Here is a 21,315-nt window from a genome sequence, read left to right as displayed (position 1 = left end):
GTGCCAGGGCCCCCGTACTGCCAGCCTGGTGCGCCCAGTACCCGTATAGGGAGGCTCTGGTACCCGTCTGGGAGCGCCCGCAGGGTGGAGGGCGTGACAGACAGCGTGACACCCACCGTGACCCCCGCCCCCCGAACCGGTCCCCTCTCCCCCTCCGCCGCGGACCCCGGAGGCCCCCGCCTCCACGCGCACGGCGCGGTGCTCGGCGCCTTCGGCCTCTTCTCCGTGCTGCTCGGCGCCGCGCTCCCGCTCGTGGACTTCTTCATCGTCAACGTCGCCCTGCCGGACATGGGCCGCGACCTGGGCGCGAGCGAGGCGATGCTCGAACTCGTCGTCGCGGGCTACGGCGTCGCGTACGCGGTGCTGCTCGTCCTCGGCGGGCGGCTCGGCGACCTCTTCGGGCGCCGCAGGCTCTTCCTGTGGGGCATGGCGGCCTTCGGCGTCACCTCGCTGCTGTGCGGGCTCGCCCCCGGCGCGGGCACGCTCGTCGCCGCGCGGATCGCGCAGGGCGCCGCGGCGGCGCTCATGCTGCCGCAGGTGCTCGCGACGATCCAGGCGACGACGACGGGAGCGCGCCGGGCGCGTGCGATGAGCCTGTACGGGGCGACGGCGGGCCTGTCGATGGTCGCGGGCCAGATCCTCGGCGGCGTCCTCGTCACGGCGGACGTGGCGGGGCTCGGCTGGCGGACCGTCTTCCTCGTCAACGTGCCGGTCGTCGTCATCGGTCTGGTGTGCGCGGGACGCGCGCTGCCCGAGACGCGCTCGACGACCCCCGCGCCGGTCGACGGAGCGGGTACGGGCCTGCTCGCGCTGAGCCTCGTGGCGCTCCTGCTGCCGCTCACCGAGGGCAGGGCGGCGGGCTGGCCGCTGTGGACGTGGCTGCTGCTCGGCGTCTTCCCCTTCGCGCTCGCGGCGTTCGTGGCCGTGGAGCGGTTCAAGGAGACGCGGGGCGGGGTGCCGCTCGTCCCGCCGAGCCTGCTGCGGCTGCCGTCGATGCGGCACGGGCTGCCGCTGCTCCTGCCCTTCTGCGTCGGTTTCGGCGGCTTCATGTTCGTCGTGGCGATCGCCCTCCAGGAGGGGCTGCGCCTGTCGCCGGTCGCGGCGGGCGTGGCCGTGGCGCCGATGGCGGTGGCCTTCTTCGCGGGGGCGCTCGCCGGGCCGCGCCTGGTGCGGCGCTGGGGCGGCCGGGTCGTGACGGCGGGGGCGCTGATCCAGGGCACGGGGCTCGCGGTCCTCGTGGTGACGGTGTTCGGCGGCTGGCCGGACCTCGACGTGTGGCGGCTCGCGCCGGGGATGATCCTCGGCGGCTTCGGCCAGTCGCTCCAGCTCCCGGTCCTGCTCCGGTCGATCCTCACGGACGTTCCCGCGGAGCGGGCCGGGGTCGGCGGCGGGGTGATGACGACGGCGCAGCAGACCTTCATGTCGCTGGGCGTCGCGACCCTCGGTACCCTCTTCCTCTCCCTGAGCCCGGACCTCGGCACGGGCGACGCCTTCGGCGTGACGCTCCTCGCCCAACTGGGCCTGATCGTGGTGATGGCGGCGGCGAGCCTACGACTGCCGCGCCAACTGGACTGAACGCGGGGGGTCACGACGAGGCGAGGCGCCCCGCGCGGTGTGCGGGGCGCCTCGTCACGTCGTGCGTGGGGCGGGCGGGGTCAGGCGCGCGGCTCCCCGGCGCCCTGCTCCGTACCGGCCTTCGCGGCATCAGCAGCCGGCTCCGTGGCGTCCGCGCCCGTCCCGGTGGCGGCGTCCGGAGAGGTCTCCTGCTCCGTCCCCGTCAGCCGCTCGCGCATGCGGCGGGCCAGTTCCTGCTTGCGGGTCTCGGCCGCCTGGCGGTCGCCCGAACCGTGCGGGCCGCCCGAACCCGGGCCGCCGTTCTTCGGCAGGTGACCGCGCTGGCCGCCTACGCCCAGCAGATTGTTACGGCTCTTGGCCATGACTGAACTCCGATCGTGTGGAAGGTGGGGTGGGGGGCGGGCGCTACCCGCGCGCGCTCACTCGTAGATCGGCGTCATGGAGAACATGGGGAAGACGGTAGCCGACCCGGAGCGTGCCGCGCACCACGTTTCCGGGGGCTCCCCCGCGGCGCCCCGGCGCGCGAGGATGGGTGGCGGACGCACGTAATCCGGATCAGGAGGACGACGCATGAGCAGGAAGACCGCTCCGAAGCCCGACCCGCTGGACCTCGCCGGGATCGACGATCTGCTGAGCCCCGAGGAGAAGGCGGTGCGCCAGGCGGTACGGCGGTTGTGCGACGCCTCCGTGGAGCCGTGCATCGCCGGGTGGTACGAGAGCGGCGAGCTGCCGGCCGTGCGGGAACTCGCCAGGGAACTGGGGTCCTTGGGGCTGCTCGGGATGCACCTGGAGGGTTACGGCTGTGCCGGGACGAGCGCGGTCGAGTACGGCCTCGCGTGCCTGGAGCTGGAGGCGACGGACTCGGGGCTGCGCTCGCTCGTGAGCGTGCAGGGCTCGCTCGCGATGTACGCGATCCACCGCTTCGGGAGCGAGGAGCAGAAGCGTCAGTGGCTGCCGCGCATGGCGACGGGCGAGGCGATCGGCTGCTTCGGGCTCACCGAGCCCGACCACGGCTCCGACCCGGGCGGGATGCGCACGCGGGCGCGGCGCGACGGCTCCGACTGGGTGCTGGACGGGCGCAAGATGTGGATCACCAACGGTTCGGTCGCCTCGGTCGCCGTCGTGTGGGCGCGGACGGAGGACGGGGTGCGCGGCTTCGTCGTGCCCACGGACACGCCCGGTTTCTCGGCCCCGCCCATCAAGCACAAGGGCTCGCTGCGCGCCTCGGTGACGAGTGAGCTGCTGCTGGACGGGGTGCGGCTGCCCGCCGACGCGGTGCTCCCCGAAGTCACCGGGCTGCGCGGCCCGTTGTCGTGCCTCAACGAGGCGCGGTACGGGATTCTCTGGGGCGCCCTGGGGGCCGCGCGCAGCTGCTTCCGTACCGCCCTGTCGTACGCGAAGGAGCGCGAGCAGTTCGGGAAGCCGCTCGCGGGCTTCCAGCTCACGCAGGCGAAGCTCGCCTCGATGGCGGTCGAGCTGACCAACGGCACGCTGCTCGCGCTGCACCTCGGCCGCCGCAAGGACGCGGTGGGCCTGCGCCCCGAGCAGGTGAGCCTCGGCAAGCTCAACAACGTCAACAAGGCGCTGGAGATCGCCCGTACGAGTCGCACGATCCTCGGCGCGAACGGCGTCTCGTTCGAGTACCCGGTCATGCGCCACATGGCGAACCTCGAATCGGTCCTCACCTACGAGGGCACCGCGGAGATGCACACGCTGATGATCGGCCAGGCGCTGACGGGGGAATCGGCGCTGCGCTGAGACGGAGCGGGCCCCGCTGAGCGTTCCGCGCGCGTACCGGAGGCGGGCGGCCCCGGTGGCCCCGGACCGCCCGCCCCTGCCGTTCACCCGGCGCTCAGTCCCCCTCCCCCGCCGCCGTCAGCGTGAAGCTGTCGATGTCGAAGAGGGAGCCCGCGCCGCCCGTGAAGCTCAGGTGGAGCGGGCCGGTGGCGCCTGCCGTGAGGGGCGTGGTCACCGACTGGAAGTTCTCCCAGCCGCCCGTGTTCGGGACGTCCACCGTGCCGAGTTCCTGGCCCGTCGCGGAGCCCGCGCGCACGTGGATCGTGCCGCCCGCTCCCGCCGAGGAGACCCGCGCGGTGAAGGTGGCCGCGCCGTCGACCGGGACGTGCGCGTAGCCCGCCCAGTCGCCGTCCTCGATGTAGCCGAGCGTCTGGCCGCCGCTCGCGGCGCCGTGCCCGGCGGGCTGGACGCCCTGCCCGTCCGTGAAGGACTCGGCCTCGACGGGCGTGCCGCCGGGGATGCCCTCCGGGGTGCAGTCGGCGTCCTTCTGCCCGGCCGCGTACTCCAGTCCGCCGAGCAGCAGTTGACGGAAGTCCGGGTCGGCGTAGGACTCGTTGGTGTGGCCGAGCCCGGTGTAGAAGGAGCGTCCCGTCTCCTGCGGGTGGCACCACGTGATCGGGTGGTCGTCGCCCATCTCGCCGCCCGTGTAGCTGGACTCGTCGAGGGTCTGGAGGACGTGGACCTGACCGCGCGGGTCGGTGCGGTAGTTGTACAGCTCGTCGTTGTGCAGCCAGGTCGGGCCGAAGTGGGCGGTGGCCGGGTGCTCGTGGTCCTCGGTCTCGACCACGGCGTCCTGGATGGCGGGGTGGCTCTTGAACCACGCGCCGACGAGCTGCTGGTAGTAGGGCCAGTCGTACTCGGTATCGGCGGCGGCGTGCACGCCCATGAAGCCGCCGCCGTCGTCCACGTACGCCTGGAGGGCGTCCTGTTGCGTGTCGTCGAGCACGTCCCCGGTGGTGCTGAGGAAGACGACGGCCTCGTACCCGGCGAGGTTCTCCGGGGTGAAGGCGCTCGCGTCCTCGGTGGCCGTGACGGTGAAGCCGTGCTCGCCGCCGAGTTCCTGGAAGGTCGCGATCCCCGTGGGGATCGAGTCGTGCCGGAACCCGGCGGTCTTGGAGAAGACGAGGACGTCGTACGGTTCGGCCGCGCCGGCCTGCGCGACGGGCCCCGTCAGGAGGGCGCCGCCCAGGGCGAGCGCGGCGAGGGCCGCGAGCCTGCCGGTGTGCTTGCGCATCGCGTTCACTCCCCGAGGGTGAAGGAGTCGAGGTCGAACAGGTTGCCCTGCCCGGTGGGCCCGGTGAAGACGAGGTACAGCTCCGTCGTCCCGGCGGGGGCGTCCGCGAGGTCCGCCTTCGCGTCCACGAAGGTCTCCCAGTCGCCGGTCGGGCTCACGTCCGCCGTGCCGAGCAGGGTGCCGGTCGCCGACCCGGCCCGTACCTCCAGGCTGCCGCCCGGACCCGCCGAGGAGACACGCGCCGTCAGGGTCTTGGCGGTGGACAGCTCGTACGGGGTGAAGGCGATCCAGTCGCCGTCGTCGGTGAAGCCGACCGTGGCGCCGCCCTCGGCGGTGCCGTGGCTCGCCTTCTCGATGCCGGACATGTCGCTGTAGTGCTCGGCCTGGCGGTGGCGGGGCTGGAGCTTGCGGACGCTGTGCGTCGTGAGGCCCGCGCTGTCGGTGTACTCGGCGTCGAAGACCCCGAAGAGGTTCGCCGCCGCGTCGTGCTCGCCGTCGGTGGGCACGTTGATCTCGCCCGAGCAGCCGTTCTTGGAGGTGATGGAGTGGGTGTGGCTGTCGTGGCCGAGCGAGTACGTGACCTTGACCTTGGCGCAGTCGAGCGGGCCGTCCTCGGGGTCCGAGCCGGTGACGGTGAAGGGCACGGTGTCGCCGAAGGAGAACAACTGGCCGTCCGCCGGGGCGCTCAGGTCGACGGTCGGGGCGGTGTTGCCCGCCGTGATCACGGTGCTCGCGGTGCCGGTCAGGCCCTCGGGGTCGGTCACGGTGAGGGTGGGTGAGTACGTACCGGCTTCGGTGTAGGTGTGGCTGGGGTTGGCGTCCGTCGAGGTGGCGCCGTCACCGAAGTCCCACTGGTACGTGATCGCGCCGCCCTCGGGGTCGCTGCTGCCCTCCGAGGAGAACGTGACCGCGAGCGGGAGGGCGCCGGAGGTCTTGTCGGCGCCCACCTTGGCGACGGGGCTGCGGTTGCTCCCGGCCAGGTACTCGACGCGGTAGAGCGCCTGGTTGTCGCCGCCGGTGCCGTAGTCGAGGACGTAGAGCGCGCCGTCGGGGCCGAACTCCATGTCCATGACCTGCGTGCCGCTCCACGGGAAGTCCTCGATGGCGCCGGGCGAGCCGTCGCCCTTGACCTCGATGGCCTTGATCCACTTGCGGCCGTACTCCCCGGCGAAGAAGCGCCCGTCGAGGCTCTCGGGGAACTTCACCGCCGAGTCGAGGTCGGCGTCGTACCGGTAGACGGGGCCGCCCATCGGGGACTCGGAGCCGGTGCCGAACTCGGGCGGGGAGCCCGCGTCACCGCCGTACTTGATCCAGGCGGCCTGCGGGGCGGGGAGCTTGTCGAGGCCGGTGTTGTGCGGGGAGGTGTTCGTGGGGCCGTTCGCGCAGTCCGACTTGGCGCCCGAGGGGCCGTCGGGGAAGGTGTACGCGTTGTACGACTCGGTCTCGGTGTTGGTGCCCGTGCAGTAGGGCCAGCCGAAGTTGCCCGCCTTGGTGATGCGGTTGAACTCGACCTGGCCGCCCGGTCCCCGGTTCGGGTCGGTGACGCCCGCGTCGGGGCCGTAGTCGCCGAGCCAGACGGTGTCGGTCGCCTTGTCGACGCTCATCCGGAACGGGTTGCGGAAGCCCATGCCGTAGATCTCGGGGCGCGTCTTGTCGGTCCCGGGCGGGAAGAGGTTGCCGTCCGGGATCGTGTACGTGCCGTCGTCCTGCGGGGTGATGCGGAGCAGCTTGCCGCGCAGGTCGTTGGTGTTGCCGGCCGACCGCTGGGCGTCGAACTGCGGGTTGCGGTCGGTGCGTTCGTCGCGCGGGCTGTAGCCGGAGGACTCGAAGGGGTTGGTGTCGTCCCCGGTCGTCAGGAGCAGGTTGCCCTTGCTGTCGAAGGCGAGGTCGCCGCCGACGTGGCAGCACTGGCCGCGGTCGTTGTCGACCTCCAGGACGACCTTCTCGCTCGCCGTGTCGAGGGTGTTGTCCGCCTTGAGGGTGAAGCGCGAGAGGTTCAGGTGGCCCTTGAACTTGTCGAAGTCGGCCTGGGAGCCCGTCGTCGGGGCGTCGCCCGCGGGGGTGTCGAGCTTCGGCGAGTAGTAGAGGTAGATCCACCGGTTCTGCGCGAAGTCCGGGTCGGCTGCGACGCCTTGGAGCCCTTCCTCGTCGTGGTCGTACACGTCGAGCTTGGCCGCCTGCTTCGTGGTGCCGTTCGCGTCGGTGATGCGGACCGTGCCGTCGCGCGAGGTGTGCACGACGGACCTGTCCGGCAGGACCGAGAGCGACATGCCCTCGCCACCGATCTCGGCGGCTCCGCGCGCGAGTTCGACCTGCTGGTAGTCGCCCGCGGGAATGTCCTGGGCCGCGGCGCCCGCGCTCGTCGCCGTGCCGAGCGCCGCGGTGGGGGCGAGCAGCAGCGCGAGAGTGGTGAGCACGCGGAGCCCGCGTCTGCGGGGCCCGGAGCGGGAGTGGGGTGAGCGTGACATGGAGGAGGAGTCCTTCCTGACCGAAGTGGGGGTCGTCAGGCAAGGCGCGCGCCGGTCGCGCTTGCTGTGCATCAACTGCCTTGCATCCGCAGGGGTTTCACGCGGAATTAACAGCTTCGGCATCGTCGCCAGCGCGGCGTGAATTTGTCAATACCATGGACAAAAGAACGGTCCGAGGGCATTACAGCGCCTCCCGACTCCCGTGCCCGGCAGTTCTCTTGACGGCTGGTCAGGGCAAATTTCTCGGTCCGACCCGTAGACCGTCTTACAACTCTCTGCAATATTCCAATAATCGAGCGCAAGAACACGAGTTCAGCCCGCTCGGGCCGCCATGCCCTCCCCCGGGCCCGGCGGCCCGGCCTCGTACGGTCCAGGCGGCCTCCCCGCCGCCCGCGCCGGACGGGGCCACCGCTCTGCCCCTGTTCCATGAGCCGCCCTCGCGCGCCCCCGCGTGCGAGGCCCCCGCAGAGAGGGACCCCGCGATGTCAAGATCCGCGTCCAGGCGCTGGAGACGCCGCACGGCCGCCGCCGTGCTCGCCTCCGGCGTCATGGTGCTCGGGCTGCCGGCCCTCGGCGCCCAGGCGGCCGGAGGACCCGACGCCGCCGCCGACGCCACGACCACGGCAGGCAGCACCTTCGGCAAGCACTCCGCCGCCGCCGTGACCGACGGCGACGCGTCGACCTACTGGCAGGCCGGCAAGAAGTCGGCGCAGTGGGTGCAGACCGACCTCGGCAAGGCCAAGCGCGTCAAGCAGGTCGTCCTGAAACTCCCCGCAGGGTGGGAGAGCCGCAAGCAGACGCTCGCCCTCCAGGGCAGCGCGGACGGCACGAGCTGGGCGACGCTCAAGACCTCGGCGCAGTACACCTTCGGCCCGGCCAACGGGAACACCGTCAAGGTCTCCGTGCCCGCGACGCTCGCCCGGTACGTCCGCGCCGACTTCACCGCCAACTCGGTGACGGGCACCGGGCAGCTCGCCGAGATGCAGGTCCTCACGACCGCCGCCGCGAGCCCCAACCTCGCCCAGGGCAAGACCTTCAGCGAGTCGGGCCACTCCGACGTCTACGGCGCGTCCAACGCCGGGGACGGCAACAGGAACACCTACTGGGAGAGCAAGAACAACTCCTTCCCGCAGTGGGTGCAGGTCGACCTCGGCTCCTCCGTCAAGGTCAACCAGGTGACCCTGCGGCTGCCGAGCGGCTGGCCGAGCCGCCAGCAGACGCTGAAGATCCAGGGCTCGACGGACAACCAGAACTTCACGGACCTGTCCGCCTCGAAGGCGTACACCTTCGACGCGAACAACGACCAGTCGACGGACATCTCCTTCGACACGACCACGACGCGGTACGTACGGGTCCTCGTCACCGCCAACACCGGCTGGCCCGCAGGGCAGTTCTCCGAGGTCGAGGTCTACGGTCCCGCGACCGGCGACACGCAGGCGCCGAGCGCCCCCTCCGGCCTCGCCTACACCGAGCCCGCCTCCGGGCAGATCAAGCTCGACTGGAAGGCCGCGAGCGACGACACCGGGGTCACCGGCTACGACATCTACGCCAACGGCCAGCTCCGCGCGAGCGTGGCGGGCAACGTCCTGACGTACACCGACAACCAGCCCGCCTCGACGGACGTCACGTACTACGTGCGCGCCAAGGACGCGGCCGGGAACGTCTCGTCGAACAGCAACAGCGTCACGCGCAAGGGCCAGGGCGGCGACACGCAGGCCCCGACCGCCCCGGGCAACCTCGCCTGGACGCAGTCCGGCGCGGACGTGAAGCTCACCTGGCAGGCCGCGAGCGACAACGTCAAGGTCACCGGGTACGACGTCTACGCCAACGACAAGCTCGTGAAGTCCGTCGCCGGGGACGTCCTCACGTACACCGACACGCCCTCGGCCGCCGCGACCGTCACGTACTACGTCAAGGCGAAGGACGCGGCGGGCAACGTCTCGACGGCCAGCAACAGCGTCACGCGCCCCGGCTCCACGAGCGGGCCGGGCTCCAACCTCGCCCAGGGCAAGCCGATCACGTCCTCGTCGGACACCTTCACCTTCGTCGCGGCGAACGCCAACGACGGGCTCACCAGCACCTACTGGGAGAGCGCGGGCGGCTCGTACCCGGCGACGCTGACGACGAAGCTCGGCGCGAACGCCGACGTGAACCAGGTCGTCGTGAAGCTCAGCCCCGACTCCGCCTGGGCCTCGCGCACCCAGAACATCCAGGTGCTCGGCCGCGACCAGGACTCCTCCGCCTTCACGAGCCTCGCCGCCGCGAAGGACTACACCTTCGACCCGGGCAGCGGGAACACCGTCACCATCCCGGTGACCGGCTCCGCCGCCGACGTCCAGCTCAAGTTCACCAAGAACACGGGCGCCCCGGGCGCGCAGGTCGCCGAGTTCCAGGTCATCGGCTCCCCGGCGGCCAACCCCGACCTCAAGGTCACCGGGATCACCAACTCGCCCGCCGCGCCGGTCGAGTCGGACGCGATCAGCCTGAGCGCGACCGTCACCAACAGCGGCACGAAGGCCGCCAAGGCGACGGACCTCAACTTCTCGCTCGGCGGCACCAAGGCGGGCACCGCCGACGTCCCCGCGCTCGCGGCCGGCGAGTCGAAGACGGTCACCGCGAGCATCGGCGCGCGTGACGCGGGCAGCTACCCGCTGAGCGCCGAGGTCGACCCGTCGAACAAGGTCGTCGAGCAGAACGAGTCGAACAACACCTTCACCCGTTCCGACGCGCTCGTGGTCAAGCCGGTCTCCAGCTCCGACCTCCTCGCCTCCCCGGTCTCCTGGTCGCCCAGCAGCGCCACCGCCGGGCAGAACGTCAACTTCAGCGTCGCGATCAAGAACCAGGGCACCCAGGCCGCGGCCTCCGGCGCCCACAACGTGACGCTGACGATCCAGGACGCCTCGGGCAACACCGTCAAGACGCTGACCGGCGCCTACAACGGCGCGATCGCCGCCGGGGCCACGACCTCCGCCGTGAACCTCGGCTCCTGGACCGCCGCCAACGGCAAGTTCACCGTCAAGACCGTCATCGCGGCCGACGCCAACGAACTCCCGGTCAAGCGCGACAACAACACCACCGAGCAGGCGCTCTTCATCGGGCGCGGCGCGAACATGCCGTACGACATGTACGAGGCCGAGGACGGCACCGTCGGCGGCGGCGCCAAGGTGGTCGGGCCCAACCGCACCGTCGGCGACATCGCGGGCGAAGCGAGCGGGCGCAAGGCCGTGACCCTCTCCAGCACCGGCCAGTACGTCGAGTGGACGACCCGGGCCGCGACCAACACCCTGGTCACCCGCTTCTCGATCCCGGACGGCACCAACACCACGCTGAACGTGTACGTGGACGGCCAGTTCCTCAAGGCCATCGACCTCACGTCGAAGTACGCGTGGCTGTACGGCAACGAGACGGCGCCCGGCAACGACGCGGGCTCCGGCGCCCCGCGCCACATCTACGACGAGGCGAACCTCCAGCTCGGCAAGACCGTGCCGGCCGGTGCGAAGATCCGCCTCCAGAAGGACGCGGCCAACTCCTCGACGTACGCGATCGACTTCGTCAACACCGAGCTGGCGACCGCCGCCGCCAACCCGGACCCGGCCGCGTACACCGTCCCCGCCGGTTTCTCGCACCAGGACGTGCAGAACGCCCTGGACAAGGTCCGCATGGACACGACGGGCAAGCTCGTCGGTGTCTACCTGCCGGCCGGTGACTACGAGACGTCGAGCAAGTTCCAGGTCTATGGCAAGGCGGTCAAGGTCGTCGGCGCCGGGCCCTGGTTCACCCGCTTCCACGCGCCCTCCTCGCAGGACAACACCGACATCGGCTTCCGCGCCGAGGCGAGCGCCAAGGGCTCCTCGTTCGCGGGCTTCGCCTACTTCGGCAACTACACGTCCCGCATCGACGGTCCGGGCAAGGTGTTCGACTTCTCGAACGTCTCGGACATCACCATCGACAACATCTGGGTCGAGCACATGGTGTGCCTCTACTGGGGCGCGAACACCGACAACATGACGATCAAGAACTCCCGCATCCGCGACATGTTCGCCGACGGCATCAACATGACCAACGGATCGACGGACAACCACGTCGTCAACAACGACGCGCGGGCCACCGGCGACGACAGCTTCGCGCTGTTCTCGGCGATCGACGCGGGCGGCGCCGACGAGAAGAACAACGTCTTCGAGAACCTGACCTCCACGCTCACCTGGCGTGCGGCGGGCCTCGCGGTCTACGGCGGCTACAGCAACACCTTCCGCAACATCCGGATCGCGGACACCCTCGTGTACTCCGGCATCACGATCTCCTCGCTCGACTTCGGCTACCCGATGAACGGCTTCGGGACCGATCCGACGACCGTCGAGAACGTGACACTGGAACGCACCGGTGGCCACTTCTGGGGCTCGCAGGTCTTCCCGGCGATCTGGATGTTCTCCGCGTCGAAGGTCTTCCAGGGCATCCGCGTCAACAACGTCGACATCAACGACTCGACGTACGGCGGCGTGATGTTCCAGACCAACTACGTGGGCGGCCAGCCGCAGTTCCCGGTCAAGGACACGATCTTCACCGACATCTCCATCACCAACTCCAAGAAGAGCGGCGACGCGTTCGACGCGAAGTCCGGCTGGGGCATCTGGGCCAACGAACTCCCCGAACCGGGCCAGGGCCCGGCGGTGGGCGAGGCGACCTTCAAGAACCTCAAGCTCTCGGGCAACGCGCAGGACATCAGGAACACGACGTCGACCTTCAAGATCAACATCGTTCCCTGAGCGCTCGGAAGCACCAAGCGGCGGGGCCCGCTCTCCTTCGGGAGGGCGGGCCCCGCCCGCGTGGCTGCCGGACCCCGACAGCGCGTCCCTTCGCGGCGCTGCCGGGGACCGCCCTTCCTTGGCTCCTACACGTAGGGGATGCTGTGGGGAAGATGTGAAAGGGGTGGTCGGGTTGAGTGGACGGCTCGCGGCACGGTGGGTGCTGGTGCTGGGGGTGGCGCTGTTCGCGGTGTCCGGCGTGTTGTACACCGTGGCGCCGGACGAGTCCCCCTCCGTTCAGGTCGAGCTGACCGTCGACAAGGAAGCCAAGGACGGGGCCTGCGACGTCCGCTGGACGGACCCCTTCACCAAGAAGCAGCACTCCGGCCACTACCAGTGCGACGCCGAGCGCGACGCGGTACTCAAACCGCACCCTGGCGACGACGAGTACTACCCGACGGGCACGGACTACGGCTGGGCCTACGCACTGGGCGAGCACAAGGGCGGGCTGATCCCCGCCGACGACCCGCTGGAGCAGGGTCCCCTCGTCAGGGCGAGCGACACCCTGATCCTCCTCGCGCTCCCCCTCATGCTCGGAGGGCTTGTCTGGAGCGCGGTGCTCCTGGCCCGCGACGGCACGGTACGGCTCAGCCGCTCGGCGCTGCGCAGGGCCCACGACCTCGGCGAGGCCGCCGCCCGGCTCCTCGGCGACCACCGGCGAGCCACGGCAGCCGTCGTCACGGCCTGGCGGCCGCTCCACGAGGAACGGGTACGGGCTGTGCTGGCCCGCGTCCCCGCCAAGAACCTTCCGCACGGCGAGGCGCTGGAAGCCGCGGGCCTCGCCTCGGCGGACGAGGTGCGTGAGGCGGCCGCACAGTCCCCCGGCAGGCTCGCCGGTCTCGGCAGGGACGCGAGCGCCGACGTGCTCCGCGCAGTCGCCGCGCTCACGGCGGGGGCCTGCGACGCAGCACTCGTACGGCTGGACGCCGAGCAGCCCGGAGCACAGGAGGGCGCCCTGCTCGCCGCCCTGGAAGTCCTCGTCGGGGCCGGGCCCCGAGCGGCCGAGGCGACCGGCCGGGCCGCCGAGACGGCGAAGCTGCTCGCCCCGGAAGTCCTGGCCCTCGCCGAGGGATCGGACGGCGCGGCGGACCGGCAGGCCAGGACAGCCGCCATCCGGAACGTCCGCCGCACCCTCGCCCAGGCCGAGCGGGGGGCTCTCGCCCACACCTTCGCCCAGACCTCCGTCGACCTCCTGCGCGGAGCCGACCCCGACCCCGAGTTCCTCGCCGCAGGCGCCGACTTCGCCACACGCCCCTCGGCCTACTACCAGGCCCTGGAAACCGCGACGGCCCCGGCGGATCGGGCGTGCGCACACCGGGCGATCCGTGTCCCAGCGGACGCGGCGGCGGGCATGGAGCCCGTCATCACGAGCTGAGGCGCGCCGCCTGCCCGGGGGGAGGCGAGCCGTTCCTGCGGGACGGCGTGGCGGCGGGCGCGTCGCGCGGTACCGCCGTCCCCGAAGTGCGGGAGCGCGGCCGAGCGGAAGCCGGTGCCGGTGCCGTCACCCCGCGTCGAGCGCGCGGCGGGCGGCGTGGATGAGGCGGTGGGCCTCGGGGCCGAAAACGGCGGACTCGCGGAGGGTCTGCCAGGTGCGCAGGTAGAGCGCGACGGTATCGGCGTCGTCGAGCCAGAGTTCGGCGTGCCAGTCCTCGACGATGGCAAGGCGATCGTCGTAGACCCAGAAACTGTTACCGGGCCAGATCCGCAGTGGGGCACTGAACGGAACGATGCCAAGGTCCACGGTGTCCAGGCCGATGACGCCGCCAAGGTGGTGAAGCTGAGCCGCGAATACGGGCGGCGGGCACACCAAGGAACGCAGTGCGCCCTCCCACATCATGATCCGGTACTTCCTGCCGGGCCGGTACAGACCCTCCTGGCGCTGGATGCGGGCGCGTACGGCGTCCTCGGTATCACGCGGCGACCGCATGAGGTCGGCATGCCTGGTGAAGACATGGCGGGCGTATTCGGGGATCTGAAGCATTCCGGGGATGAGGCAGTTTTCCCACATGGTGAGGACCCTGGTCCGCTCGTGCTCGACCGTGGCGGCGTCCTGCACCGCCTTGTGTCCTGCGGTCAGCTGCCTCCGCCACGAGCGGATGTGCGACTCGAACCCGGCCAGCCGGGACCGGAGTTCGTCAGCAGCCTCGGCCTGCCCGCACGCCTGCGCCCACGCGTGCAGATCCTCCGGTGTCGCCGTCTGCTTCCCCAGCTCCAGCTTGGAGACCTTCGAATTGGGCCACCCGAGCCTGAGGGCCAGCGCGGTGCCGGTGAGCCGGCCGTCAGGGCAGGACAGACGAAGCTCCCGAAGCCGTATCCCGAGCGCTTCGCGGGCCTGCTGGTAGTCGGTGCTCACCGGCACATCCCTGCGCTACTCCTCCTTCGCGGCCAGCTCCGCCACGAACTTCCTGAACGGCGTGGCGTAGTGCTGGGCCACGTCCCTGATGCGGTTGTACTGGTTGACGCGGGCCGGTTCGGTGATCAGCTCGGCTCCCGTCAGGACATCGTCGTCGTCGAACAGGCACAAGACAACGATGTGCGAGTCGAAGATCCAGAAGTCCTCGTCCGGAAGGTTGACGCGTTCGGCGTCCCCACACCACATGTTGCGCACTTCCTCGCCCAGCGCGGCGTTGTGTTCCGCGTGTGCGAGAAGGTAGCGCTGCCCCTCGGTCGGCGGGTTGTCCACGACGCGGACGCGTCCGACGTAAACACCGTCACGGGTCTTGGCGCTGATCGTGCGGGACCAGGAGGAGTCCATGTTCCACGTGGGTGTCTCACCCCGCAGGAACTGAGCGTATGTACTCTCCTTCCGGTCGACCGCGTACCCCCGGCGCATCTCCAGGTGCCAGGCGCTGTGCCGGAAGTTCTGGAACATCCCCGCGAACGTCTCCGGGTCGAGGATGCGTGGTTCGGCGTCGCGGTCCTTCGGGCCGAAGTCGATCAGCGTGTTGCGGGGCATCACGATGGGGACTTCGTCCTCGTCGATGTGCTGGAGTTGCGCCAAGGCTTCCGGGTCGGTGAGACGCGGCCCGTGCACGATGACCTCACCCGTGTCAAGGTCCTCGTGTACGGCCGGGCAGGAACCACCGCCGCTCCCCGTCCCGTTGAATCGCAGTCGTCGGGCCATCACAGATCCTTTCGCCGAAGCTGACAGCCTCAGCCTTGCCCAGCGGTGATGGCCTCACCACGGACTCCGCCCACTTTCACGCGAAAAAACGAGCTAAGCAAGTCAATGCCCGAGAAAAGTCAAGAAAACAGGCTACGCCGCCTCAGTTCCGCTTCCCTACCGTGTCGTTCATGGAAGCCAACGACCGGCCCGGCGTCGACCCATGCTCCCGCGCCGCTTCCTTTGAACCGGGCGCCCCCCTCGTCAAAGTCGCCGCCCTCGTCGCCGTCGGCGATCAGGTGCGGCACGTGGGGCGCTGGCGGACCGTCGTGGTCGTGCGGACCGGGATCGGCGCCCTCGGGGGGTTGTTCGTCGTCCTGGGCTGGGAGGGCGGCGGCTGGGGGCGGTTTCGGGCCGGGGAAGAGCTGCTGCTCCTGCGGGCGGGGCACAAAACCGGCTGAGGGCTCAGGGCCGGTCCGTCCTCGCCGCCCTCAACTGCCCCGGCAGCAGGAACAGCACCCCCCGCACATCCGCCCCCCTCAGGTCCGCCCCCCGGAAGTCCGCCCCCGTCACGTCCGCTCCGCGCAGGTCGGCGCCGCGGAGGTCCGTGCCGATCAGGAGGGCGCCGCGGAGGTTGGCGGCGCGGAGGTCCGCGTCGCGAAGGCGGGCGCCAAGGAGGTCGGCGCCCCGGCGGTCGGGGCGGGGGCCGGGGAGGGTGGCGCGGACGGCCTTGCTCACGCGGGTCAGGACCGGGTTGGCGCGGGCGCGTTCGGCCGACACGTCGACGGCGGCGAGCGCGTCGGGGTCGTACGCCGTGAGGGCTGCCACCCGGGCGCGGGCCGCCTCCGTGTCCTCGTACAGCCGTCGCGGTGCCCGCTCGGCCGCCTCCGTGAGGTAGCGGAGGAGTTCGTGGAGGTGGAGGAGGACGGGGAAGGCGCGGAACATGGGGGCGCGCAGGGCGGGTTCGGAGCGCCAGTCGCGACCGCCGAAGGTGTGCTGGGTGAGGTGCTGGCCGGCGCCGTGGCAGTCGAAGACCGTGCAGCCGCTCCAGCCCGAGGGGCGCAGGCGCTCGTGGATCGCGCAGCGGAAGTCGTCGGCCAGGTGCGCGCACGGGGTCCCGGCCGGTTTGCTCGCGGCGAAGTCGGCGGACTTCGCGAAGGGCAGCGCGACGCAGCACAGCCCGGCGCAGGAGCCGCAGTCGGGGGTGAGGGGCGGGGAGTCGGCGGGCACGGGCTGCCTTTCGGGAGGCGTACGAACGACGGCGGGCCGCGCCGTTCCCGTACGTACGAGAGAGGCGCGGCCCGGACCGCGGCGGTTCAGCAGCCGATGAGGCGCGCCGAGAGGTAGCCCTCGATCTGGTCGAGCGAGACCCGCTCCTGCTTCATCGTGTCGCGCTCGCGCACGGTGATCGCGTTGTCGTCGAGCGTGTCGAAGTCGACGGTGACGCAGAACGGCGTGCCGATCTCGTCCTGGCGGCGGTAGCGGCGGCCGATGGCGCCCGCGTCGTCGAAGTCGATGTTCCAGTGCTGACGGAGCGCGGCGGCGAGGCTCTTGGCCTTCGGCGACAGCTCGGGGTTGCGCGAGAGCGGGAGCACCGCGGCCTTGACGGGGGCGAGGCGCGGGTCGAGGCGCATCACGACGCGCTTCTCCAGCTTGCCCTTGGCGTTGGGCGCCTCGTCCTCGGCGTACGCGTCGAGCATGAAGGCGAGCATCGTGCGGCCGACACCGGCCGCGGGCTCGATGACGTACGGCGTCCAGTTCTCGCCGGCCTCCTGGTCGCGGTAGGAGAGGTCCTGGCCGCTCGCCTTCGCGTGCGCGGAGAGGTCGTAGTCGGTGCGGTTGGCGACGCCCTCCAGCTCACCCCACTCGGAGCCGCCGAACTGGAAGCGGTACTCGATGTCGGCGGTGCGCTTGGAGTAGTGGGAGAGCTTCTCCTTCGGGTGCTCGAACCAGCGCATGTTCTCCTCGCGCAGGCCGAGGCCCGTGTACCAGTTCCAGCGCTGCTCCATCCAGTACTCCTGCCACTTCTCGTCCTCGCCCGGCTTGACGAAGAACTCCATCTCCATCTGCTCGAACTCGCGGGTGCGGAAGATGAAGTTGCCGGGCGTGATCTCGTTGCGGAAGGACTTGCCCATCTGCGCGATGCCGAAGGGCGGCTTGCGGCGCGAGGTCAGCTTGACCTGGGCGAAGTTGGTGAAGATGCCCTGCGCGGTCTCGGGGCGCAGGTACGCGACCGAGCCGGTGTCCTGGGTGGGGCCGAGGTGCGTCTCCAGCAGGCCGGAGAACTGCTTGGGCTCGGTGAAGGTGCCCTTGTTGCCGCAGTTGGGGCAGTTGAGGTCGGCGAGGCCGCCGGGCGGGAGGTGGCCGTGCTTCTCCTCGTACGCCTCCTCCAGGTGGTCGGCGCGGTAGCGCTTGTGGCAGGAGGTGCACTCGGTGAGCGGGTCGCTGAAGGTCGCGACGTGGCCCGAGGCCACCCAGACCTCGGTCGCGAGGATGACGGAGGAGTCGAGGCCGACCACGTCGTCGCGCGAGGTGACCATGTAGCGCCACCAGTTGCGCTTGATGTTCTCCTTCAGCTCGACGCCGAGGGGCCCGTAGTCCCAGGCGGCGCGCTGACCGCCGTAGATCTCGCTGCTCGGGTAGACGAAGCCACGGCGCTTGCTCAGGCTGACGATGGTGTCGATCTTGTCGGCGGCCACGGTGCTCTCTTCATTACGACGACGAAGCGGTCTTCTGGGCCCGGCGAGCCCGCCACTGCCCAGCGAATACCTCAGGTTACCGGCGGCCCCGTACCCCGGATCAAATCGGTTCCCCGGCGGGCGGTTCCGGGCCGGGGCTCGCCGCACCGGCGGGCGCCTCACCGGCCTCGGTCACGGAGCGCGTCCGGGTGCGCACTGCTTTCGTAATTGACAATCGTTTCCAGTTTTGTTGAAAATGACTGTCATGAAGTCCAGCTCCCGCCGCCGCCCCCACATATCCCTCCGCGCCGCCGCCGGCGCCCTCGCCGCCCTCCTCGGCGCGGGCGCCCTCGCCGCTTGCTCCTCCAGCGCCTCCGGGACGGACGAGGACGGGAAGCTCAAGGTCACGTCCGCGTTCTACCCGCTCACGTACCTCGCCGAGGAGATCGGCGGCGGCCACGTGCACGTGGACACCCTGACGAAGCCGGGGCAGGAGCCGCACGACCTGGAGATCAGCGCCAAGCAGACCGTCGCGATCGAGGACTCGGGCGTCCTCCTCTACCTCAAGGGCCTCCAGCCCTCCGTGGACGACGTGGCCGCGCAGTCCGCCGTGAAGCACAAGCTGGACGCGGCCTCGCTCACGACCCTGGAGAAGCACGGCACGGAGGTCGGCGGGCACGCCGACGACCACGACCACGACCACGGCGGCGAGGCGGGCGAGGACCCCCACGTGTGGCTCGACCCGGTCCGCTACGCGCAGCTCGCGAAGGGCGTCGGCAAGGAGCTGGAGAAGGCCGACCCCGACCACGCGGACACGTACGCGAAGAACACGAAGACCCTCGTCGGCAAGCTCGGCGCGCTCGACGCCGACTACCGCGAGGGCCTCAGGAACACCAAGACGAAGGTCTTCCTCACGACGCACGCCGCCTTCGGCTACCTCGCCGAGCGCTACGGCCTCACCGAGGAGGCCATCGCGGGCCTCAACCCGGAGAGCGAGCCGAGCCTCGCCCGGATGAAGGACCTGCGCGAGATCGCGAAGGCCGACCACGTCACGACCGTCTTCTACGAGACGCTCGTCTCCGACCGCACCGCCAAGACCGTCGCGGGCGACTCGGGCCTGCGCACCGATGTGCTCGACCCGCTGGAGGGCATCACGGACAAGTCGCGCGGCGACGACTACATCGAGGTCATGCACGCGAACCTCACGGCGCTCCAGAAGGCACTGGGGGCGTCCTGAGCGGCCGAACGGCGCGGGAGCGGCCTCCCCGTACGCGGCCCCCGTACGCCCCGTCCCCGCCGCTCCGGTGCCCGCCACGCCCCGCAGCCCCGCCCCACCGCACCCTCACCCCGCCCCAGGAGGCGCGCTCATGATCCCCGAACCCCGCTCCGGCGCGGCCGACGACGCGGCCGACGGCAGGGAGCCCGACGACGGCCGGGAGACCGTGCTCGCGCTGCGCGAGGTCTCCGCGCGGCTCGGCGCGCGCCCCGTCCTGCACGGGATCGACGTGCGGGTGCGGCGCGGCGAGGTCGTGACGCTGCTCGGCGCCAACGGCTCGGGCAAGTCGACGGCCGTGCGCGTCGCGATCGGGCAGGTCCCGGTCACCGCGGGCGGCGTCGAGCTGTTCGGCTCCCCGCTGCGGCGCTTCCGCGACTGGGCGCGCGTCGGCTACGTACCGCAGCGCACGACCGCCGCCGGAGGGGTCCCCGCGACCGTCTCCGAGGTCGTCGCCTCGGGGCGGCTCTCGCGCGCGAGGCTCGGGTTCCTGGGGCGCGCGGACCGCGCGGCGATACGCGCGGCGCTCGAAGAGGTGGGGATGGCGGACCGCGCGAAGGACCCGGTCGAGGCGCTCTCCGGCGGCCAGCACCAGCGCGTACTGATCGCCCGCGCGCTCGCCTCGGAGCCCGAACTGCTCGTCATGGACGAGCCGATGGCCGGCGTGGACCTGGAGAGCCAGCAGGTCCTGGCCCGCACCCTCGCGGCGCAGGTCGAGCGCGGCACGACCGTGCTCCTCGTGCTGCACGAACTCGGGCCGCTCGAACCGCTCATCGACCGCGCGATCGTCCTGCGCGACGGCTGCGTACGGCACGACGGCCCGCCGCCGCGTGCGGTCGGCCAGCACGCGCTGCCCGGCCACGACCACGTCCACCCCCACTCCGGCGCGGCCGAACCGGTCCGCAGCGGGCTGCTCGGCTGAGCGGCGAGGAAGGCACAGCGAACCCATGGACATGCTCCAGTCCGCCCTCATGCAGCGCGCGCTGCTCGCGGCCGTACTCGTCGGCATCACCGCGCCCGCCATCGGCATCTACCTCGTGCAGCGCCGCCAGGCCCTCATGGGCGACGGCATCGGGCACGTGGCGCTCACCGGCGTCGGCCTCGGCTTCCTGCTCTCGGCCTCGCCGCTGTGGACGGCGGCGGCCGTCTCGGTCGGCGGCGCGATCGTGATGGAACTCATCCGCTGGTACGGGCGCACGCGCGGCGACGTGGCGCTCGCGATGCTCTTCTACGGGGGCATGGCGGGCGGCGTCGTGCTGACGAACCTCGCCCCGGCCGGCTCGAACGCCAACCTCACCTCGTACCTGTTCGGCTCGCTCTCGACGGTCTCGCCGAGCGACGTCGTCGCGGTGTGCGTGCTCGCGGGCTTCGTCGTGCTCGTCACGGTGGGGCTGCGGCGCCACCTCTTCGCGGTGAGCCAGGACGAGGAGTACGCGCGCGTGACCGGGCTGCCCGTGCGGCTGCTCAACCTGCTCGTCGCGGTCACCGCGGCGGCGACCGTCACCGTCGCCATGCGGATCGTGGGGCTGCTCCTGGTGAGCGCGCTCATGGTGATCCCGGTCGCGGCGGCGCAACAGCTCACCCGCAGCTTCGCGTTCACCTTCGCGGGCGCGGTCGCGATCGGCGTCGTCACGACGCTCGGCGGCACGACGCTCTCGTACTACCAGGACCTGCCGCCCGGCGGCACGATCGTGCTGCTCGCGATCGGCGTCTTCGTCGCGCTCTCGCTCCTCGCGGCACCGCTGGCGCGCCGCCAGGCGAGGGCGAAGGCAGCGGCCGACCCGGCCGGATGCCCGTTGGAAGCGGGCACGGACGTACGGTCGGAAGAGCCCGTCGCGGACGTCGGCGGCGGCCCGGGCACCGCCGCACCTGGCACAATGACCAGCCAGCAGACGTGAGGAGGCAACCGGTGACCACCGCTGGACCCCCGGTACGGGGGCGTTCGACCCGGCAACGCGCCGCCGTGGCCTCGGCCCTCTCCGAGGTCGAGGAGTTCCGCAGCGCCCAGGACCTGCACGACATGCTCAAGCACCGGGGCGACTCGGTCGGCCTCACCACGGTCTACCGCACGCTCCAGTCCCTCGCCGACGCGGGCGAGGTCGACGTGCTGCGCAACGCGGAGGGCGAGGCGGTCTACCGCAGATGCGCCACGGAGCAGCACCACCACCACCTCGTGTGCCGCAGCTGCGGCAAGGCCGTGGAGGTCGAGGGCGCGGCGGTCGAGGAGTGGGCGGCGACGGTCGCGGCCCAGCACGGCTTCGTGGAGGTCGCCCATACGGTGGAGGTCTTCGGGACGTGCGGGGACTGCTGCACCGGGGAGAAAACCGGCCGTTGACCCGTCTGTCGGACTCTTCACATGATTAGGACCTCCGGCGCCGGGTAGGC

17 protein-coding genes are annotated in these 21,315 nt (G+C 71.3%); 10 read left to right on the top strand and 7 right to left on the bottom strand.

Annotated features, from left to right (window positions below):
• Positions 1-93 precede the first annotated feature (93 nt).
• On the top strand, positions 94-1,575 hold the full coding sequence (locus G3I42_RS01280; protein ID WP_343244413.1) for an MFS transporter: 1,482 nt from the start codon (positions 94-96) through the stop codon (positions 1,573-1,575).
• Between the two features lie 80 nt (positions 1,576-1,655).
• On the opposite strand, the gene G3I42_RS01275 is transcribed toward G3I42_RS01280, so the two are convergent.
• Positions 1,656-1,937, bottom strand: a complete 282-nt coding sequence (locus G3I42_RS01275) for a DUF6243 family protein (protein WP_164282005.1) — start codon at positions 1,935-1,937, stop codon at positions 1,656-1,658.
• A 208-nt stretch (positions 1,938-2,145) separates the two neighbouring features.
• Here G3I42_RS01275 and G3I42_RS01270 point away from each other — a divergent pair, with 208 nt between their 5' ends.
• Entirely contained in the window at positions 2,146-3,333 is a 1,188-nt protein-coding gene (locus tag G3I42_RS01270) for an acyl-CoA dehydrogenase family protein (RefSeq protein WP_164282004.1), read from the top strand.
• Between the two features lie 94 nt (positions 3,334-3,427).
• On the opposite strand, the gene G3I42_RS01265 is transcribed toward G3I42_RS01270, so the two are convergent.
• Positions 3,428-4,606, bottom strand: coding sequence for a ThuA domain-containing protein (locus G3I42_RS01265; RefSeq protein WP_164282003.1), 1,179 nt, complete (start codon positions 4,604-4,606; stop codon positions 3,428-3,430).
• A gap of 5 nt (positions 4,607-4,611) precedes the next feature.
• Positions 4,612-7,074, bottom strand: a complete 2,463-nt coding sequence (locus G3I42_RS01260) for a PQQ-dependent sugar dehydrogenase (protein ID WP_203606199.1) — start codon at positions 7,072-7,074, stop codon at positions 4,612-4,614.
• On the opposite strand from G3I42_RS01260, the gene G3I42_RS01255 reads away from it, so the two are divergent.
• From G3I42_RS01255 to G3I42_RS01245, 3 genes are all read left to right on the top strand, one after another.
• Positions 7,073-7,216: a hypothetical protein gene (locus G3I42_RS01255; protein ID WP_164282002.1), complete on the top strand. Its 144-nt coding sequence runs from the start codon at positions 7,073-7,075 to the stop codon at positions 7,214-7,216. The two genes, G3I42_RS01260 and G3I42_RS01255, sit on opposite strands and share 2 nt — an antisense overlap.
• Before the next feature lie 340 nt (positions 7,217-7,556).
• Entirely contained in the window at positions 7,557-11,837 is a 4,281-nt protein-coding gene (locus tag G3I42_RS01250; protein WP_164282001.1) for a discoidin domain-containing protein, read from the top strand.
• A gap of 172 nt (positions 11,838-12,009) precedes the next feature.
• Positions 12,010-13,251 (top strand): hypothetical protein, encoded by a 1,242-nt coding sequence (locus G3I42_RS01245; protein WP_164282000.1) that lies wholly within the window; start codon positions 12,010-12,012, stop codon positions 13,249-13,251.
• A 126-nt stretch (positions 13,252-13,377) separates the two neighbouring features.
• Here G3I42_RS01245 and G3I42_RS01240 read toward each other — a convergent pair whose 3' ends face one another.
• Positions 13,378-14,229 (bottom strand): helix-turn-helix transcriptional regulator, encoded by an 852-nt coding sequence (locus tag G3I42_RS01240; protein WP_164281999.1) that lies wholly within the window; start codon positions 14,227-14,229, stop codon positions 13,378-13,380.
• Between the two features lie 15 nt (positions 14,230-14,244).
• A complete protein-coding gene (locus tag G3I42_RS01235; RefSeq protein WP_164281998.1) occupies positions 14,245-15,000 on the bottom strand; it encodes a DUF6879 family protein in 756 nt (251 codons plus the stop codon).
• 170 nt (positions 15,001-15,170) lie between these two features.
• On the opposite strand from G3I42_RS01235, the gene G3I42_RS01230 reads away from it, so the two are divergent.
• A complete protein-coding gene (locus G3I42_RS01230) occupies positions 15,171-15,440 on the top strand; it encodes a hypothetical protein (RefSeq protein WP_164281978.1) in 270 nt (89 codons plus the stop codon).
• A 4-nt stretch (positions 15,441-15,444) separates the two neighbouring features.
• Here the strand turns inward: G3I42_RS01230 and G3I42_RS01225 are convergent, their stop codons facing one another.
• Positions 15,445-16,209, bottom strand: a complete 765-nt coding sequence (locus tag G3I42_RS01225) for a pentapeptide repeat-containing protein (RefSeq protein WP_164281997.1) — start codon at positions 16,207-16,209, stop codon at positions 15,445-15,447.
• 86 nt (positions 16,210-16,295) lie between these two features.
• On the bottom strand, positions 16,296-17,678 hold the full coding sequence (locus G3I42_RS01220) for a glycine--tRNA ligase (protein WP_164281996.1): 1,383 nt from the start codon (positions 17,676-17,678) through the stop codon (positions 16,296-16,298).
• 244 nt (positions 17,679-17,922) lie between these two features.
• Between G3I42_RS01220 and G3I42_RS01215 the strand changes: the two genes are divergently transcribed.
• The 4 genes from G3I42_RS01215 (at position 17,923) to G3I42_RS01200 (ending at position 21,265) form a co-directional block, all read left to right on the top strand.
• The gene (locus G3I42_RS01215) at positions 17,923-18,894 is read left to right on the top strand and encodes a metal ABC transporter substrate-binding protein (protein ID WP_164281995.1); all 972 of its coding nucleotides are present in this window, start codon (positions 17,923-17,925) and stop codon (positions 18,892-18,894) included.
• Positions 18,895-19,024: 130 nt separating this feature from the next.
• A complete protein-coding gene (locus G3I42_RS01210; protein ID WP_164281994.1) occupies positions 19,025-19,852 on the top strand; it encodes a metal ABC transporter ATP-binding protein in 828 nt (275 codons plus the stop codon).
• 25 nt (positions 19,853-19,877) lie between these two features.
• Positions 19,878-20,828, top strand: coding sequence for a metal ABC transporter permease (locus tag G3I42_RS01205; protein ID WP_164281993.1), 951 nt, complete (start codon positions 19,878-19,880; stop codon positions 20,826-20,828).
• 11 nt (positions 20,829-20,839) lie between these two features.
• Positions 20,840-21,265, top strand: a complete 426-nt coding sequence (locus G3I42_RS01200; RefSeq protein ID WP_164281992.1) for a transcriptional repressor — start codon at positions 20,840-20,842, stop codon at positions 21,263-21,265.
• Positions 21,266-21,315: the final 50 nt, after the last annotated feature.

It is taken from the genome of Streptomyces sp. SID11385 (assembly GCF_010548245.1).
Taxonomy (GTDB): domain Bacteria; phylum Actinomycetota; class Actinomycetes; order Streptomycetales; family Streptomycetaceae; genus Streptomyces.
This window is presented reverse-complemented; position numbering and strand designations above follow the sequence as displayed.